Source organism: Paeniglutamicibacter sp. ORCA_105, assembly GCF_045798545.1.
Classification (GTDB): domain Bacteria; phylum Actinomycetota; class Actinomycetes; order Actinomycetales; family Micrococcaceae; genus Paeniglutamicibacter; species Paeniglutamicibacter sulfureus.
The window spans coordinates 136798-153174 of sequence record NZ_JBIXLM010000001.1 but is presented as its reverse complement, the minus strand read 5'-3'; the positions used below and the strand labels follow the sequence as shown (position 1 = coordinate 153174).

The 16377-nt window shown below is 64.0% G+C and carries 17 protein-coding genes and 1 pseudogene; 7 read left to right on the top strand and 11 right to left on the bottom strand.

Annotation, left to right across the window (positions count from 1 at the left end):
• Positions 1–92 precede the first annotated feature (92 nt).
• The 5 genes from ACIPUB_RS00730 to ACIPUB_RS00710 form a co-directional block, all read right to left on the bottom strand.
• Positions 93–1022 (bottom strand): NAD(P)H-hydrate dehydratase, encoded by a 930-nt coding sequence (locus tag ACIPUB_RS00730; RefSeq protein WP_407605675.1) that lies wholly within the window; start codon positions 1020–1022, stop codon positions 93–95.
• Positions 1006–1782: a histidine phosphatase family protein gene (locus tag ACIPUB_RS00725; RefSeq protein ID WP_407605737.1), complete on the bottom strand. Its 777-nt coding sequence runs from the start codon at positions 1780–1782 to the stop codon at positions 1006–1008. Before ACIPUB_RS00725 ends, ACIPUB_RS00730 begins: the two co-directional genes overlap by 17 nt.
• 332 nt (positions 1783–2114) lie before the next feature.
• Positions 2115–2528 carry a hypothetical protein gene (locus ACIPUB_RS00720; protein WP_407605674.1) on the bottom strand — a complete coding sequence of 138 codons (414 nt, stop codon included), beginning with the start codon at positions 2526–2528 and terminating at the stop codon, positions 2115–2117.
• A 425-nt stretch (positions 2529–2953) separates the two neighbouring features.
• Positions 2954–3658, bottom strand: coding sequence for an alpha/beta fold hydrolase (locus ACIPUB_RS00715; protein ID WP_407605673.1), 705 nt, complete (start codon positions 3656–3658; stop codon positions 2954–2956).
• A gap of 451 nt (positions 3659–4109) precedes the next feature.
• The gene (locus ACIPUB_RS00710; RefSeq protein ID WP_407605672.1) at positions 4110–4430 is read right to left on the bottom strand and encodes a MerR family transcriptional regulator; all 321 of its coding nucleotides are present in this window, start codon (positions 4428–4430) and stop codon (positions 4110–4112) included.
• Positions 4431–4580: 150 nt separating this feature from the next.
• Here ACIPUB_RS00710 and ACIPUB_RS00705 point away from each other — a divergent pair, with 150 nt between their 5' ends.
• Together ACIPUB_RS00705 and ACIPUB_RS00700 are read left to right on the top strand one after the other, a co-directional pair.
• A complete protein-coding gene (locus ACIPUB_RS00705; protein WP_407605671.1) occupies positions 4581–5003 on the top strand; it encodes an Hsp20/alpha crystallin family protein in 423 nt (140 codons plus the stop codon).
• Between the two features lie 345 nt (positions 5004–5348).
• Positions 5349–5720: a hypothetical protein gene (locus tag ACIPUB_RS00700; protein WP_407605670.1), complete on the top strand. Its 372-nt coding sequence runs from the start codon at positions 5349–5351 to the stop codon at positions 5718–5720.
• 84 nt (positions 5721–5804) lie between these two features.
• On the opposite strand, the gene ACIPUB_RS00695 is transcribed toward ACIPUB_RS00700, so the two are convergent.
• Together ACIPUB_RS00695 and ACIPUB_RS00690 are read right to left on the bottom strand one after the other, a co-directional pair.
• On the bottom strand, positions 5805–6173 hold the full coding sequence (locus ACIPUB_RS00695) for a hypothetical protein (RefSeq protein ID WP_407605669.1): 369 nt from the start codon (positions 6171–6173) through the stop codon (positions 5805–5807).
• 14 nt (positions 6174–6187) lie between these two features.
• A complete protein-coding gene (locus ACIPUB_RS00690) occupies positions 6188–6673 on the bottom strand; it encodes a DUF4383 domain-containing protein (RefSeq protein WP_407605736.1) in 486 nt (161 codons plus the stop codon).
• 267 nt (positions 6674–6940) lie between these two features.
• On the opposite strand from ACIPUB_RS00690, the gene ACIPUB_RS00685 reads away from it, so the two are divergent.
• The 4 genes from ACIPUB_RS00685 to ACIPUB_RS00670 all read left to right on the top strand — a co-directional run bounded on the left by ACIPUB_RS00685 (position 6941) and on the right by ACIPUB_RS00670 (position 10555).
• Positions 6941–8404, top strand: coding sequence for a protein adenylyltransferase SelO (locus ACIPUB_RS00685; RefSeq protein ID WP_407605668.1), 1464 nt, complete (start codon positions 6941–6943; stop codon positions 8402–8404).
• A gap of 106 nt (positions 8405–8510) precedes the next feature.
• A complete protein-coding gene (locus tag ACIPUB_RS00680) occupies positions 8511–9068 on the top strand; it encodes a DUF488 family protein (protein ID WP_407605667.1) in 558 nt (185 codons plus the stop codon).
• Positions 9065–9355 (top strand): MGMT family protein, encoded by a 291-nt coding sequence (locus ACIPUB_RS00675; protein WP_407605666.1) that lies wholly within the window; start codon positions 9065–9067, stop codon positions 9353–9355. Before ACIPUB_RS00680 ends, ACIPUB_RS00675 begins: the two co-directional genes overlap by 4 nt.
• Positions 9356–9529: 174 nt before the next feature.
• Positions 9530–10555, top strand: coding sequence for a DUF808 domain-containing protein (locus ACIPUB_RS00670; protein ID WP_407605665.1), 1026 nt, complete (start codon positions 9530–9532; stop codon positions 10553–10555).
• Between the two features lie 201 nt (positions 10556–10756).
• Here ACIPUB_RS00670 and ACIPUB_RS00665 read toward each other — a convergent pair whose 3' ends face one another.
• Positions 10757–12211, bottom strand: coding sequence for a glucose/sorbosone family PQQ-dependent dehydrogenase (locus ACIPUB_RS00665; protein WP_407605664.1), 1455 nt, complete (start codon positions 12209–12211; stop codon positions 10757–10759).
• 497 nt (positions 12212–12708) lie between these two features.
• On the bottom strand, positions 12709–13701 hold the full coding sequence (locus tag ACIPUB_RS00660) for an SMP-30/gluconolactonase/LRE family protein (protein ID WP_407605663.1): 993 nt from the start codon (positions 13699–13701) through the stop codon (positions 12709–12711).
• Positions 13702–14450: 749 nt separating this feature from the next.
• Between ACIPUB_RS00660 and ACIPUB_RS00655 the strand changes: the two genes are divergently transcribed.
• Entirely contained in the window at positions 14451–15620 is a 1170-nt protein-coding gene (locus tag ACIPUB_RS00655) for a glutamate--cysteine ligase (RefSeq protein WP_407605662.1), read from the top strand.
• A gap of 103 nt (positions 15621–15723) precedes the next feature.
• On the opposite strand, the pseudogene ACIPUB_RS00650 reads toward ACIPUB_RS00655, so the two are convergent.
• Positions 15724–16148, bottom strand: a pseudogene (locus tag ACIPUB_RS00650) (amino acid permease); the annotation flags it as partial.
• A gap of 31 nt (positions 16149–16179) precedes the next feature.
• Positions 16180–16356: a hypothetical protein gene (locus ACIPUB_RS00645; protein WP_407605742.1), complete on the bottom strand. Its 177-nt coding sequence runs from the start codon at positions 16354–16356 to the stop codon at positions 16180–16182.
• Positions 16357–16377: the final 21 nt, after the last annotated feature.

Below are 16377 nucleotides of genomic sequence, written 5' to 3'. Positions count from 1 at the left end.
GCCCGGTGGCGAACAGGCCGAATGCCCGGCATCCGGAATCGGGTGCGGCAGCACGAGGTGAGCCGGGTGTCTCGTCCCCATCGGGGGCGGTGTCAGGTGTTTAGTTCCAGCATCAGCGCGGGGAGTTCATCGGCCAGTTCGCGCGCCAGGAATCCAAGAGGCCCGAGTTTGCTGGCCAAGCGGTCGGCTGCGGCGGCATGAAGGTGGGTTCCCCAGCAGGCGGCTTGGGGGCCGCTGGTTCCGCGTGCCCGGACCCCGGCGATGGCACCTGCCAAAACGTCTCCGCTTCCTGAAGTCCCCAGCCCCCCGTATCCCGTCGTGATCTTCCACAGTTCGGCGTTCCCGGACCCATCGCCGGGGGAGCCTGCGATCACGCCTTGACAGCTCACCACGGCGTCGAAACGGCGGGCTATGGACATCACATCGGATTCCAGGTCCTTCAGTCCCCGGCCCAACAGGATTTCCGCCTCGGGCATGTTGGGCGTCAGGATGAGCCGGCCCCGCCACGGGTCCAGTCTCTCTTCGAGTTTGAGCAGCCCAGCCAACGCGTAGGCGTCGATGACAATGGCGGGCCGGTGTGCGTCTTCCGACCTACCGACCGAATTCTCTCGCTCGAGCAGCCTGCGCAACAACTCCTCGGCCAGGTCCAGATCGTCCAAACCGGGACCGACCAGGATGGTGTCGGCCCGATCCAGGACCGAGGAAATCCGGTCCAGCCCTTCTCCGGAGACGGACCCGTTGGCGTTTTCCGGCAAGCCCATGGCCCCGCATTCCGGCAGCGCCACTCCCACCTGCACTGCCACGGACTCGGCGACTGCCAGCGTCAGCTTTCCGGCACCTGCACGAAGTGCCGCGGTTCCGGCAAGCACCGCAGCCCCGGGCGTCGTTCGTCCACCGCCGATGACCAGGACCGTGCCGCGGGAGTACTTGTCTTCCCCGGGTGCCGGCAGCGGCCAATCGCGCAGCAGGGACGGTGTCACTGGCGTGGGATCCCCGCCTTTGCGATCAATGCGGGTGGACATTGGTGTCTCCTGCGTGCTCGGTAACCGTCACGCCCTGCTCGATGAGATGGTCGGCTACGTTGAAGCTCTCCAATGTCCACGGTCCGGAGCCGGAGGGACGCACGTAGCGTGTGCTCGAGGCATTGAGTATGGACGTACTTGCGGCAAGGTCCAGAAGCTCTTCCTCCGTCATGCCCTCCAGGATGTATCGGAACAGCATGATCACTGCGTCGTGGCATACCAGCACCACCCTGCGTCCATTTCCGAGCCTGTTCAGCTCTTCCAGGACGGATCTCAGCCGGAGCGCCACATCGGCCCACGACTCACCGCCTGGAGGACGGTAGTACAGCTTGCCCAACCAGCGCCGCCTCTCGGCTTCCTCCGGGAACCGATTCTCCACACCCAGGCTCGTCAGCCGGTCCAGGATGCCCAGCTCGCGGTCCCGCAGCCGTTCATCGGTGCGGACCGCCAGCGGCCACTTGGCTGTCTGGACAGCGATTTCCGCTGTCTGCTTGGCTCGTGTGTAGGGCGATGACACCACCGTATCGGGCCGGAAATCGTCATGGACCCGGGCCAGGGCAGTACCCAACGCCTTGGCCTGTTCCTGCCCGGTGCTGGACAAATACACGTCGGCATCCCGCGCGGGGACCTCGATGACCTCCGCACCGGCCAGGCGCGCCGCGGTGGCAGCAACGTTGCCTTCGCTCTCTCCGTGCCGGATCAGGAGCAACTCCACCGCCCCCGCTTCCTGTACGGCGTCTGTCAGCCCACCTTCATTCAAGGAAACCACCCCTCATTCTGCGGTCTTTGCCATTGCAGGAAGACTACCAACGGTGCACCTACGGGAGAAGCAAAACGTACGCGACCGCGCAACAGGGTGGAGGATTGGCCCGTAAACCCACGCCGACTCGCTGCGCGCCTCGGCGGGCATTCCGCAGCGCGTCGGCGCGGACCGATTTGGCTCCTCGGGCTTGGCCTTCGACGGGATACATGTGGGGATCGAACCCACCCCCTCGACGTTGTGCCGTATTTTCATGCAGGTATCGGGCGTCACTCGCCCGCGCAGACAGAAACGGCACACGCCGAGGGAGATGGGTTGTTGCGATCCGCTGTTTAGGAGGCGAGGGCTGCAGATTGCGCAGCCGATGATTTCCGCCAAGGGCTCCCGGTGAAGCGGATGTACTTCAATACCGCCCGATCGGGCTCGTCCTGCTCGCCATTGATCGCACCGCCGACGCGTTCGTGCCATTCTTCCGGCACCAACGCGGGATTGACCGGGTTCTGGCACATGAACACCCGAAAGGCGGGACAGAACGGAACCACCTCGATACGGCTGCGCTGCGCATCTTCCAGGATGAAACCCATCGCCCTATTCGCCCGAGCAGCGCTCTTGAACTTGCGCCGCATTTGGGTGTAAAGCACCCACATCTGCTTCTCGTGCATTTCGTACTGCACAAATCCAATACGACTTCCGGCCTCATAAAATTCGTACCTCTGAGCCTCGGTATTGTTCTGGATCACAAACACACCACTACACCTCCATGGCCATCCCGAGTACACCTCCATGGCCATCCCGAGCCCCAAGGCGAACGTTTCATCGCCTTGGTCCAGGTAAGGCGTTGTAAATGAACAGGACAGTCATCTGCGAGTGTGGCGCCGGAGCGCTTATCCATATTCTTACCGTGATGAGAACTTATGGGTTTTGAATTTTCGCTGTCCGCCGAAAACCCGACACGCGCAGACCAGTACCTTTGAAACCATCAGTTGATGCCCTATTGGTGAACTTCACCTGACAAGCCCATCCGCGAGTTGGACGTCTCTGCGCCCTTCGTACAGGGGAGGAGCAGAGCGGCTGTGCGGCCTCCAGACACCGGGCACTGGCGACACTCATTGGACGGTTCTGGACGTTCAGGCACACGAGGCATTGGACCGCACTGGAAACGGCTGGAAACTCAAATTGCGGCACCCGCTTTTCCCCGTGCATCGCCTAGTCGGGAGCTACAGTGCGAAGCCGGCGCACGACACAGCGCTGCAACCTCGGCTGCGGAGCGGTACATCATGACGTGGCTCTCGTCGTCGATCTGCGCCATCGAGCCATGCGGCGCCAGGTGCGCGAGGGCGGAGGTCCATGCTGCCGGGACGATTGGATCCTGTGTCCCGCGGATAACCAACACGGGCACCTGAATATTGGCGATTCCGTTTTCGATGTGATTCGAAAGCATTGCTGGAACTGTCCTGAAGTACCAGGGCGGGCGGCAACGGAAAATGTAGTCGCTGAGTACGATGGCGTTGATCCGCCATGGCTCGCGGAGGGTGTCCTGCCCCAGCCGCAGGGTCTGGAGCCAGAATCCGCGCTCGGGAGGGTAATTGGTGGGCCCCAACAACACGAGGCGGGGTGACGCAGCCGCGCGCATGTTCGCCATCTCCACGGCTATCTGGGACCCCATGGAGTGCCCGACCAGGATGGGCCGATGTGCCCCCAATTCGTCAAGGGCGTCCCACACGGCGCGTGCGTAATCCGGCACGCTCAAAGTTCGACGTGGTTTCGGCGTGCTTCCGTGGCCTGGCAATTCGATGTTGTGGACCGTGGCGGTGCGTGCCAATTCCTTGGCGAGTGGGCGAAAATAGCGCGACGAGACGCCTATGCCGTGAATCAAGACATATGTGTCCGGGCCGGTTCCAACGCTATGCACGTGCACCTGGGTGCCGGGCCGTCCCGCCACATGGAACCTCGGACCACTGGCGCGGCCAGTCCCTCGGTGTGCCCCCGAGTCCGTCCGTCGGTGCAACAAGATTCCGCCGACGATCAAGCCGAGCCCCACACCCAAGAGGACACCGGGAACGATGTCGGGCCCGATGAATGTCTTGGACGTGGTTCCCCGGTTGCCGGCGTTCGTTGCAGCAATAGTTGACATGCCAGCCCCTTGTTTCTCGCCCTTGACCGGTCCTCTTCGGGAAAACAGTAGCCTTGCATGCTCCTGTAGTCCATGATCTGCGTGGGGGGCTGCGCTGTGAGGTTGGTGGAGGTGCCTGCCAGTGTCCCATGGCATCGATGCCTGGATGACGGCCGTTGGCCTTCTGGATGAGGGGCGGTGGGTGAGGCTAGCCCTAGGGTTGGGGTGCAGGTTCCGCGTCGTCGGGACCGTCGCTATGCCGCGAGAGTTCCAGGCGCAAGGCCGTGTTTTCCGCCTCGAGGGCCAAGGCCAGACGGATGCCGGAAAGGTTGAGGCCGAGGGCGAGGAGTTCGGCGATCCTTCGCAGGATCACTATGTCGTTGTCGCTATAGCGGCGGGTTCCTCCTTCGGTGCGTCCCGGCTCCAACAATCCGGCCCGTTCGTACAGGCGCAGGTTTTGCTGCCCCATCCCCACCAGCTCGGCCGCGACCGAGATGGCATAGACCCCGCGCGACCCTGGATCCCTGCTTACCATGGTCGATCCCCTTCCAGACTTAATTCCAGATAATCCTCTTGCACCAGACTGTCACGCGTGCTATAAAAAATCTATCCCCACCGATATAGGTTCCGGTGGGGATCCATCACCCAAAATTGCATCAATTGACACCACAAAGGAGAGAAAGCCATGTTGATGCGAACAGATCCTTTCCGTGAAATCGACCGGCTCGCCCAGCAGGTTTTGGGGACCTCAGCCCGACCGACCACCATGACCATGGACGCCTGGCGTGACGGTGACACCTTCGAGGTTCAGTTTGACTTGCCCGGGGTCAGCCCGGACTCGATCAACCTGGACGTGGAACGAAATGTGGTGACCATCCGGGCCGAACGCCCGGATGTGGAAGAGAACGTGGAGATGCTTGCCGCCGAGCGGCCCCGGGGCGTGTTCAGCCGCCAGCTGGTCCTGGGAGAAAACCTGGATACGGAGAACATCGAAGCCAGTTACGACTCCGGCGTGCTGAGCTTGCGCATCCCGGTGGCCGAGCAGGCCAAGCCGCGCAAGATTGCCATCACCAGCAAGGGCGGGGAGCGCCAGGCCATCAGAAGCTAAGCCAGGATACCCCCGGTTCCACGTTCCGCAGCTGGAAGGCATGCCAACGGCTAGCCGTGCCTGGGCAAAGGCGCTTTCCATAGGACACGCCACCTCGCAGCAAGGGCCACCGGTTTTCCGTTGGAATCGCTTTCCGTGACTTGGTCCCCGGCCCACGGCCGGGGACCAACACACATTCAAACACAGCAAATAGGGGGGGGTGCGGCTCCGCCGGGAACCGGAGGGTTCCCGGCGGAGAAGTAGCCCGATGTCCCTTTTGTGCCGCGGGCCGCCCGGCCCGCGCGCTCACGGCCAGTCAATGATCACCGGTCCCGTTGTCGGACCGCCGCCAGGAGGTGTTTTTAGATGAGCGCATGGCGTCGCTACGATTCGCCGTTACTGCCGGCCTTCCATGAACGGTTCGAGAAACGTTGGGGCGAGGGCACCGCCCCTTTCTTGGACCCGGAAGTCCATGAACAGCCCATGCCGCGTGCCCAGTGGATCAACATTGACACGGGTGCCGCGCTGGCGGTCGTCCCCGTATGGACAGACGACGAACATCGCAGGTCCTTCGCCATGTTTTACCTGCCGCCGGCCGGCGACATTTGGCTGCTGCGCCCGGGGATCCCTGATTACATCGAATCGGAGAACCTGCGAAGCATTACCTTGCGCAACGACGCCTTCAAGAAAGCAGTCGACCACGCCAAGGCCTTCATTGAGGGATCCGGAAACCTCTGAACGTCGATCCGGCGAACACCCGGCACCGCGCCGGATCCGGTATGCCGTCCGGGTCGCGGTGCTCGGGGAGGGCAGTACGCCTGATCACGGGACAGCGCTGCGTCTGGCCGTGAGACCAACATAGACGCCGCGGCGGACTGGACGGATGCGCCCCAAGGGTGCCGGATTCCGATGAACCGGGGCAGGGTCCGGGGCAGGGCGTGCCTCGGGCGCCTGGGCGGTGTCGTCCATCGTCCCCGAGGCCAAGGCTTCCATGGCCTCGACCAATGTCCTGTGCACCCCGGCGAAGCTTCCTGTCCCGGTCGTGGCCTCGAAGCGCTGGTCGTCGCAGAGGCGGACAGCTCCCAGCTCCCTTCCGCTGCGGACTATGCGGACGGAGTACTGGAAAGGCCCGGTTGGGCGGGCTTCGAGTCTGCCGATGCGCAGTGGCTCGAGTTCTTCGTGTCTGCTCACCTTGGTGCCCCCGTTCACAGGTTCTTGTTGAGATTTCCGTGTCCGGGCCGGCGGGTGCCCGCGTCCGCGGTGCGGGTCAGCAGCAGGGCGAGGGCAACCATGCCCAGACCCAAGACCAGATGCAGCCAGTTGTCCGCGTCGTTCACCGGCACGAAATTGGCCTCGGTGTCGTGGTCGATGAGCAGCCCGTAGATCCACAGCACGAGGTAAACCACCCCGCCCCACAGCAAGTAGTTCTTGGCTGTGCCGGGGGTCCGGGCCAATGCGATGCCTCCGATGCCGAAGAGCAGGTGTACGACGTTGTGCAGGATGGAAACCTGGAACACGCCCATCAGCATCGCGTCCGAGTCGTGGCCCGCGAAGGAAAGCTGGTCGTAGTTGGAGGTGATCCCTGGAACAAATCCCAGGATCCCGACGAGTAGAAAGACTGCGCCGACGGCCAATGCCGCCTTCTGGACATTGGTGCGCTCTGTGCCTGTACGTGCAGTGTGGCTGGTCATGGTGTGGCCCTTTCCGAAGATCGTGGCTGCAGCGACCTGCTGCGTTCTCACATGTTGCATCATCCGACCCGATGAGGGAACTCTTTTGCAATGCGGTCCGCGAATTGGGTTCACCGACCTGCGACCGGCGCCCGGGCATGAGCGAGTCGACGGCCATGTGAGCGTTCAATGCCGTGAGCGTTCAATGCCGTGAGCGTTCGGTGCCGCGAACGTTGCCTGGCTACGTCGTCCCCACCGACCGCACCACCTCGACGGTATCCTTGGAAGATGAGCGTCGAAGCACAAGCCGCCGTCACATTTGACGGCCAATTTGCCCGTGAACTTCCCGAGCTGGCCATTCCCTGGCAGGCGGAGCAGGCTCCGGATCCGCGGCTGCTGGTGCTCAACGAGCCGCTGGCCGCCCAGCTGGGCTTCGATCCCGCGTCCCTGCGCAATGCCGAGGGCCTGGGGCTGCTGATCGGCAACGCGCTACCCCATGGTGCCACTCCAGTTGCGCAGGGATATGCCGGCCATCAGTTCGGCTCCTACTCGCCGCGTCTGGGCGACGGACGGGCGCTGCTGCTCGGCGAGGTTCTGGATGCCGACGGCCGTCTTCGGGACATCCACCTCAAGGGTTCCGGACGCACCCCGTTTGCCCGCGGCGGTGACGGGTTCGCCGCAGTCGGTCCGATGCTGCGCGAATACGTGATCAGTGAGGCGATGCACGCCTTGGGCATTCCCACCACACGCTCCCTGGCCGTGGTGGCGACAGGACAGCAAATTCGCCGCGAGACCATGCTTCCCGGGGCCGTGCTGACCCGGGTGGCGAGCAGCCATCTGCGGGTAGGGAGCTTCCAGTATGCCCGGGCCATGGACAATCAGGACCTGCTGCGTCGTCTCGCAGACCATGCGATCGCGCGCCATTATCCGGGAGCAGCCCAGGCGCAGAACCCCTACCTCGCGCTCTTCGAAGCCGTGGTCGAGGCCCAGGCATCGCTGCTGGCCCGGTGGATGCTGGTGGGTTTCATCCACGGCGTCATGAATACGGACAACATGACCATCTCGGGGGAGAGCATCGACTACGGGCCGTGCGCCTTCATGGACGTATTCGATCCGGCCACGGTCTACAGCTCGATCGACGAAGCCGGCCGCTATGCCTATGGCCACCAGCCCATCGTGGCGCAGTGGAACCTCGCCCGTCTCGCGGAGGCCCTCCTTCCCCTCTTCCACGAGGACCAGGAGCAGGCCGTTGCCTTGGCACAGGAATCGCTCGGCGCCTTCCACAGCAAGTACAGCGCCGAGTGGTTGGCCGGAATGAAAACCAAGCTCGGCCTGGCCGACGGCCTCGCGGATCAAGCAGCCACATCACTCACCGAGGAACTGTTCACCCTCCTGCAGGAAGACCGCGTCGATTACACGTCCTTCTTCCGGAGCCTGGGCACGGCCGCGCGCGGGAATGCCGAACCCGCGCGCTCCATGTTCTCGAACCCGGCCGCATTCGTTGCCTGGGTTCAGCGCTGGCGGGCACTTCATCCGGATGCGGAGCTGATGGACCAGGCCAACCCCGTCTACATCCCGCGGAACCACCTCGTCGAAGAGGCGCTCGCTGCCGCCGTCGACGGCGACCTGGAGCCGTTCTCGAAGCTCCTGGCTGCGGTCACCGCACCATTCGAGGAGCGTCCCGGCTTCGAGCGGTACGCCACCGCGGCCCCGGAAGACTTCGGCCCCTACCGGACCTTCTGCGGAACCTGAGCCGTTGCGTAGCGCCATGCCAGACTGAAGGGGAACGTTGGTACAGGGCGGAAGAAAGGGCCACCCGGTACGGAATCGACAGACTCTGGTGAGGGGGAGTTCGACGATGGAAAATCGGGCAGCCGACCACGCGAAGCCGCACGTCTTCACGATTGGCCATTCCACCCGTGGCTTTGACGAGGTGCTGGAGATGTTGCGCACCAACGGGGTGAGTAAATTGGTGGACGTCCGTTCGTTTCCGGCGTCACGGAAATTTCCGCAGTGGAACCAAGACGCGATCAAGGAAGCGTTGCCCGTGGATATCGGGTACCGGTGGATCCGGAATCTGGGCGGTCGCAGGCACACGCCGGCCGGCGTGGCCAGTCCGAACACGGGGTGGAGGGTCAAGGCCTTCCGTGACTACGCCGATTACATGTCGAGTGCAGAGTTCGGGTCCGGGCTCGCCGAGCTGTTGAAGGTCGCGGATGAATCCGTGCCGGCCATCATGTGCAGCGAGGCCGTGCCGTGGAGATGCCACCGGAGGTTGGTCACCGATGCGCTTCTTGTCGCCGGGGTGGAGGTCTCCGACATCATGTCAACCTCCTTGACCCGGCCGGCGAACATGACAGCGTTCGCCAAGGTGAAGGGCGGGAAAATCACCTATCCCGCGTCCGAAGAAGGATGAGCATGGACGTGGGCGAGGAGGTCCGGGCAGCGGTGGTGGCGATCCCTGCCGGTTGCGTCGCGACCTATGGCGAGATCGGGCGGGCGGTGGGAATCGGCCCCCGGCAGGCAGGTCGCGCGGTGTCGGCCCTGGACGACGACGTGCCGTGGTGGCGGATCGTCTATGCCGACGGCACGCCGGCGACATGCCACGGCGGGGAAGCCCGGGCGTTGCTTGAGGCCGAGGGCGTTCCGTTCCTCAACGGCCACGTCGACATGGCCAGGATCCGCCGTACCGGCAACCGCTAACGGCCTCGGTGCGCTGGGGAAAGTCCGGCCGGGTCAGCCTTTCCTGTACCGCCGACCCCCGTTTCCCTCGTCTCCGGTCTGCTCGCCACCATATACTCGGAGCATGCCAATTATGCGCCTTGACAGAGGCTTCCTCGCTCAGCCGTCCGCCCTCGAGCAGCACCGGGGCGCCCTGTGAGCGGCGGTCTCGTCGCCCTGCTGGACGATGTCGCGGCCTTGGCCCGCATTGCGGCCGCCTCGGTGGACGACGTCGCCGCCGGAGCCGCGAAGGCGGGGGCCAAGGCCGCCGGCGTGGTCATCGACGACGCCGCCGTCACCCCGCAGTACGTCTCCGGGGCCGACCCGTCCCGCGAACTGCCGATGATCAAGAAGATCTTTTGGGGCTCGTTGCGCAACAAGCTGTTGATCATCCTGCCGGCGCTGCTGCTGGTCAGCGCGTTCCTTCCGGGGGCCATTCCGTTCATCCTCATGCTGGGCGGCACCTATCTCTGCTACGAGGGTGCCGAGAAGGTCTGGCACAAGCTCCGCGGCCACCACGAGGCCGAGAAGTCCCCAGCGGTCGAACGTGGTCCGGCAGCGGAGGCCAAGGTCATCAAGGGCGCCATCACCACCGACTTCATCCTGTCCTGCGAAATCATGGTCATCTCCATGAACGAGGTGGCCACCGAGTCCCTGCTGTCGCGGGCCATCATCCTTATCGTCGTGGCGCTCGCGATCACGGTGCTCGTGTACGGCGCCGTCGGACTCATTGTGAAGATGGACGACATCGGCCTGCACCTGGCCACCAAGGACTCCGCAGGGACAAAGCGCTTCGGCGAGATGCTGGTCAAGGGCATGCCCGCCGTGCTGGCAGCTATCACCTTTGTCGGGACGATCGCCATGCTCTGGGTCGGTGGCCACATCATGTTGCAGGGGGCCCACGATCTGGGGTGGCACGCTCCCTATGACTTGGTCCATGCCCTCGAGACACCTTTCGCCGGGATCCCCGTAGTGGGCGGCTTCCTGGCCTGGCTCGTGAACACTCTGTGCTCGGCCATCCTCGGAATCATCTGGGGTAGTGCCATCATGGCCATCCTCCACCCGCTGCTCAAGGTGCTGCCGTTCGGCAAGAAGAAGGGCGGGCACCACGAGGAGGGCGACGTCCGTGCCGCAATCGCCGGGTTCCGGCCGGGCAAAGACAACGTCGATCCCGCGCCTTAGCCGGTAACAGCTGCGGCTGCCGGGGGAGCGGCACCGCGCCAAAACCCTGGGCGTTCACACCCGACCCCTCTCTTTCCCCTTAGCCGACATCACGCCCGCCGAGGTGTTCCTCCAACGCCGAATGCCGGTGTCCTCCCATGTTGGGAGGACACCGGCATTCGGCATTTGAAATCGTTGGCGTGGTTTGGGCCAGTCCCTTCCCTAATCGTCGTCCTCGTGGGTGAAGACCAGGATGGCGCCGGGGTCTTCCAGCTCGGTGGTGGCGTCGCCGTTGGTGCCGCGGGCCAGTCCGTCCTTGTCCGTGGCCACGTAGATCGTTTTGCCGTCCTCGTTGATGGCGGTGTCCCGGTAGCGGTTCACCGAATTCCACAGCTGTTGGGACTCGTCGAGTTCGCCGTCGTCGGTGAGCTCGACCCTGAAGACAGCGCCGGTCTTGAGGGTGGTCATCAGCAGTGAGTCTTCCCAGCCGGGAATCTCGTCATCTCCGTAGAAGTCCAGGTTGGACGGGGCGATGGTCGGGTAGCAGATGAAGAACAGGCCCGAAGGTTCGCAGGCGTCGCCCTGGAAGTCGTGCGTATCCGGGACCGTGTAGTAGGTGCGCAGCGGCTGGACCATGTCCATGCGGAATTCATGCTCGGCGAACTGCGGGACCGCATCCGGGATGACGAATGCGTCGTAGGGCACTTCGTCCCCGCATCCCTCTGCGGCCGACCAGTCGCCAAAGACGTAAGCGGAGTCGTCCTTGAATCCAGCTACGTTGGGCCATCCGTAGTTGCCGCCGGCGACCAGCTCGTTGATCTCGTCATCGCTCTTGGGGCCCTGCTCGGAGGAGTAGAGGTTCCCGTCATCGGCAAAGACAAGACCCTGGGCATTGCGGTGGCCGTAGGTGTAGACGTGGCTCCGGACCCCGTTGATGCGCGGGTTGTCCTTCGGGATGTCCCCGTCCAGTTCCATGCGCAGCGACTTGCCCTGGTAGTTGAACCAGTCTTCGTCGCGGACCTCGCCTCGCGTCGGTAGTACCTGGGCGAGGTTGGGGCGGCAGGCGTTGAGGTCCTGGTTGTTCCCGCGGTCCCCGAGGGTGTAGTGGAGCGTCCCGTCCGGGGCGATGGCCAGCCGGCCGGAGTTGTGGTCGTCGCTGGCCGGCAGCGCGGTGAGCAGCTCGAAGGGGTTCTCCAGGGTCTCGTCGCGGCGGTCGTAGGTGTAGCGGACGATCTTCTGCTGGCGGCCCAGGGCATCCGTCTCGTCGTCGCCGGCGTAGGTGTAGGAGAGGTAGACGTACTGGTTTTTGTTCTTGCCGCGCTTGAGCAGGTCGGGGTGCAGGGCCATGCCCAGCAGGCCGTCTTGTTCTCCGGGGGTTGAGAGGGATTCATCGATGGTCAGGATGGTGGTCTTGGTTCCGTCTTCGGGGTCGATCTTGGTGACCCGTCCGGCGCCGCGTTCGGTGACCCAGAGCTGGTCGTCCGGGCCGTAGATGACCTCGAAGGGATTGTCGAGGCCGGTGGCGAGAACGGAGCGTGAGAAGCCGTCGCTGAGCGCCGGCGCTTCGCCTCCGTCGTCGCGTTGGACGGTGCCCGTGCCTGCGGGGGCGGAGGCAGCCATGGCCAAGACCAAGGGGATGCTGGCCAACCCGGCCAGCAAGGTGCGTGCGATTTTCATGGGGGATGTCTTTCGACGTGGGACCCTGAAGGGCCCCTACGGGTACGTTCCGTCGGAGCGGCCGGACGCGCGTCATTGCGCTGGGCGGGGGATCCGAGGGCGTCACTCCATGGGAGGATTCCGCGGCGAGCTAATGCCGGGGGCGCATATGCGGCAACTCTAACCACGCCCCTTGGCATGGTCAACGGTTGGTCGGGACGGATGTGGAACCTTCGATGTCGCCCATGCGGGAGGCCCTGCGCCTCACGTTGCCCAGTCGCAACGGCATCGACTTCGCCGAGGATCGACGGCTGCGGGCCGTGACCCAAGCCGGCAACGAATTGTTTTGGGAGACCGTTTTTTTGGCCTCGGCGAGCTCGCTGCGGCGCCCAACGAAGTTCGCAGAACGCAGCTATGACAGATTGATAGTGAGAGTCGTGATCACGTCGTCCACCTGGGCATGCTGGCACCTGGACATCAGTCGCCAGCATGCCCACGGAGGCGCTGGACAGGGGGGATCAGTCTTCGCCGAACGCGTCGACGATGACAGCTTCATAGGTGTCGGCCGTCGGCGGGAACCCGGTGTTGAACTTGGCGTTGATCACCGCCAGATTGTCCCCGATGAGGGCCGCCGTTGTCGGTGTTTCGAAGAGTTCGTCGGTGATGATCTCCTTGACCTTGCCGCGGCGCAGGTCATCGGAGACCCTAATCCGGCTCACTTGGTTGATCGTGTTCTGAACGGCCCACACATTCCGGCCATCGATCTCGATGCCATCCACGAAGGGGAGGTCCAGGTTGCTGATCAGCCTGCTTTCTCCGCTCCTGGCGTTCACGGTGAAGAGGGAGGCCTTGGCCGAGTGGGCGACCACGAGTGTGCGGCCGTCCTCGGCTACGGCAATGCCGTTGAGGTTGAAGTCCCCGGGTGTTTCGCTCGCCGGGCCTTTCAAGTCGAGCGTTCTGGCCTTCCCCGGCTCGCCGTTGTGGCGGTCGATCGGGACGAAGTACAACTCGCCCTTGAGCGAGTTGGTGAACCAGGCACCGCGGCGCGTCAGAGTCACATCGTTGATAAACGACGTCCCCGCTTGCGCCAGTTGGTACTTGGCGACGGTTTCGCCGGTGTCCGTGTCGTAGAAGTAGGCCTGGCCGGTATCGCCGCCGGCCACAGCCAGCAGATCATGCCGTTTGTTGAATTCCATGCCGACTGCCTTGCGGCCGTCGGGGGCATCGATGATCTCCTTGGCCGTTCCCCTGTTCAGGCTGCCGCGGTAGATGTCGCCTTCGAAGAGGTCTCCCGCGTAAAACGAGCTGCCGCCGCCGGCGGCAATGCCCTCGGCCGAGGAGGCGTTGGGAAGCTCGATGCTCTCCGGCGGATTGTCCCCGGGTCCGTGGTGACCCGGGGAGGCCGAGACGGGGCCGGCCGCGGCGATCAGGGCGACAATGCCGAGAAGTCCTGCGGCAGTTCTGCTGATCCGTGGATGGCGGGTGGGAATTTGGGCTGGAATTTTGTGCATGGGTTTCTCCGTGCGGAAAGGTCCGGGAGTCACCGGAGCGGGCTCCCAGCGTCTTGGCCATTCTACGCGGAAACGAGTGCCCGGAGCATTGTAGAAGGGTGATTTTCAGGGTGCTTTTCTCGAACCGGCGAGAGATTGCATGGCCGGCATCCTGTGGCTACCAGCGGCCGCTGACGCGTGACTCCAGCGGGGTTTCGTACTCCTCGTGAAGCACCCCGTGTAGCTATCAACAGGAGCCGGACCTTCTCGGGTTTCCACCGCTCCCGGAGCACTTGACACCAATTGTCTTCAAGGGTCAGGAGACCGTCGCGGCTCATGGAGAACCAGACGCGGGTGACGCCCAGCAGGAAGGTGAGCATCACGGTGAGGTTGGACAGGACCGCGAACGCGGACATGATCGTGGCGATGACAGCGGTCGCGCCGCCAAGGAACGGCTGCGTGGACCATTCAGGCGTGAAGCATGCGCTCGCAGGAACCCCGGTCGTCGAAATCCGCCCCGCTGGGCGCAGGAGGGATAAAAAGTGGATGCCCTTTAACTGTCGCCCGCACCGATGCGGCTGTTGACGTTTTCGACGTCAATTACCGGAACGGACCGCCCGCTTTCGAGCTCGCCCGCAGAGGTGGCGAGGAGCCCGTTTACTTTTATGTCTTGGCCCGTTTAGGCCAAGATCCTTCCGGTGAACCGGGCCTGCGACGGCCTGTCGTTAGGCGTGGATTCAGTTGTCGCTTTCATAGTCCACACTTAGGAGGTGCGTACCTTTGGTGTTGAAGAAGAATTCCTGATCGTGGACCCCGTCAACGGGGTCCCCGTGCCCCTGTCCGCGGAGGTGATGGGCCTCCACGATGCAAGTTCGCGGACGACCGGCTCATCCGCCCGGCAGATGCTGTCCGCAGAGCTGCATCAGGAACAGCTCGAAGTCATCACGCACCCGCACAGCAGCCTGGCCGGGCTCGCCACGGAGATACTGGAGGGGCGCGCCTACGCCGACTCGCTGGCCCGAAAAGCGGGTGCGAGGATCGTCGCGCTGGCCACCTCTCCGCTGGCGGTTTCGCCCCATCCCACTCGGAACGAACGCTATGACGCCCTGGTGGAAAAGTATGCCCTGACGGCGCGCGAGCAGCTGACTTGCGGACTCCATGTCCACGTGTCCGTCGGCTCGGATGAGGAGGGCGTAGCTGTCTTGGATCGCATCCGGTCCTGGTTGCCGTCGCTCATGGCGTTGAGCTCAAATTCCCCGTTCTGGAACGGCCAGGACAGCGGCTACGCCAGTTACCGCACGCAGGCCTGGAACCGGTGGTCCTCGGCCGGTCCTATGGAGGTCTTCGGGTCGGCGTGGGCCTACCACTCGCTGGTGGCGGACATATCAGCCACCGGAGTGGTCATCAACCCGGATTTTGACGCCCGTCTGTCCGCCCGGCACCCCACCGTCGAGATCAGGGTGTCCGACGTTTGCCTTGATCCCAGGGATACCGTCCTGCTTGCAGCCCTGGTGCGGGCCCTGGTGGAGACTGCCGCCCGGGAATGGGAGGCCGGAATGGAACCTGACATGGTTCCGGCCATCGTCCTGCGCCAGGGGGTCTGGATGGCCAGCCGGTGGGGCATCCGCGGTGAACTGCTCCACCCCGTAACGCACAGGCCGGACACCGCACGAAACGTCTTTTCGGCACTCCATGACCATGTGCGGGATGCGTTGATTGAGTCCGGGGACGCGGCCTACGTCGAGGAAGCCCTTGACCGGGTCCTCAGCAACGGAACAGGTGCCACCCGGCAGCGGCAAGCATACGAGCGAAACGGGCTACTGGCAGACGTCGTCACCCACGCCATCGGCATGACCCACCAGGATCCCGCCGATGGGCACACATCGGGGAACGGCTCACCGAGTTGGACATTGAAGCCATTGGCCGAGGCAGTGGTTTAGCCGCAAACTGAGTTCGCGGTCGCGCCAACCGAACACGGGCCCAGTACTACGGACGCCTTGCGGCATCGCCGAGCCAGGGGGGCAAAGTGTTTTGTGCGTCAGTAGCCAGGAAGGCGGAGGCGATGCCGGCGATCCAGGTGACGCGCTGCGGGGTGCCCTGGCGGTCGGTCTTGGAGAACCAGACGTGGGTGACGCCGAGCAGGAAGGAGAGCATCACGGTGAGGATGGACAGGACGGCGAACACGGAGATGATCGTGGCAATGACCGGAAGCCCACGCGGTTGAACGCAGAGTCGATTCCCACGGTCGGGTCGATATCCCGGTAGTTCTGCATACCGGTGAGGACCAGTGCGGCGGCGACGTATTGCAGCATGGCGATGACGAGGGAGATGATGATGGCCGTGGGCATGTGCTTCTTGCCGCCGGTGGACTCCTCGGCCGCGGTACTCATGGCGTCTTAGCCGAAGACCGCGAAGAACACTGACGGGGCGCCGGGCATCACGGGGCCGAATCCGGTGGGTATAAACGGCGCGGCGGGGCTCTCCGATGTTCGATATGCCTTAGTCCTTGCGGGGCTCCCACCACCCGGGCGTGCCGTTGGCCTCGGGGCAGCTGACGGGTACCGCCGTGCCGTCGCCATCGTTCCAGATGGTGTCCAGCTCGTCGCCGGTGAGGACGCGGTTCCACAGCGCGGCGTCGTCCAGCGCGCCCTGGAAGAACCTGCCGCTGATGTGCACGCATGCGGAGTGCTCATTGCC

Excerpts from the sequence above, each read along its gene's own strand:
- ACIPUB_RS00690 (WP_407605736.1), bottom strand. The coding sequence starts at position 6,673 with ATGACCAGCCACACTGCACGTACAGGCACAGAGCGCACCAATGTCCAG.
- ACIPUB_RS00675 (WP_407605666.1), top strand. The coding sequence starts at position 9,065 with ATGAGCATGGACGTGGGCGAGGAGGTCCGGGCAGCGGTGGTGGCGATC.
- ACIPUB_RS00705 (WP_407605671.1), top strand. The coding sequence starts at position 4,581 with ATGTTGATGCGAACAGATCCTTTCCGTGAAATCGACCGGCTCGCCCAG.
- ACIPUB_RS00700 (WP_407605670.1), top strand. The coding sequence starts at position 5,349 with ATGAGCGCATGGCGTCGCTACGATTCGCCGTTACTGCCGGCCTTCCAT.
- ACIPUB_RS00660 (WP_407605663.1), bottom strand. The coding sequence starts at position 13,701 with ATGCACAAAATTCCAGCCCAAATTCCCACCCGCCATCCACGGATCAGC.
- ACIPUB_RS00730 (WP_407605675.1), bottom strand. The coding sequence starts at position 1,022 with ATGTCCACCCGCATTGATCGCAAAGGCGGGGATCCCACGCCAGTGACA.
- ACIPUB_RS00680 (WP_407605667.1), top strand. The coding sequence starts at position 8,511 with ATGGAAAATCGGGCAGCCGACCACGCGAAGCCGCACGTCTTCACGATT.
- ACIPUB_RS00685 (WP_407605668.1), top strand. The coding sequence starts at position 6,941 with ATGAGCGTCGAAGCACAAGCCGCCGTCACATTTGACGGCCAATTTGCC.
- ACIPUB_RS00665 (WP_407605664.1), bottom strand. The coding sequence starts at position 12,211 with ATGAAAATCGCACGCACCTTGCTGGCCGGGTTGGCCAGCATCCCCTTG.
- ACIPUB_RS00710 (WP_407605672.1), bottom strand. The coding sequence starts at position 4,430 with ATGGTAAGCAGGGATCCAGGGTCGCGCGGGGTCTATGCCATCTCGGTC.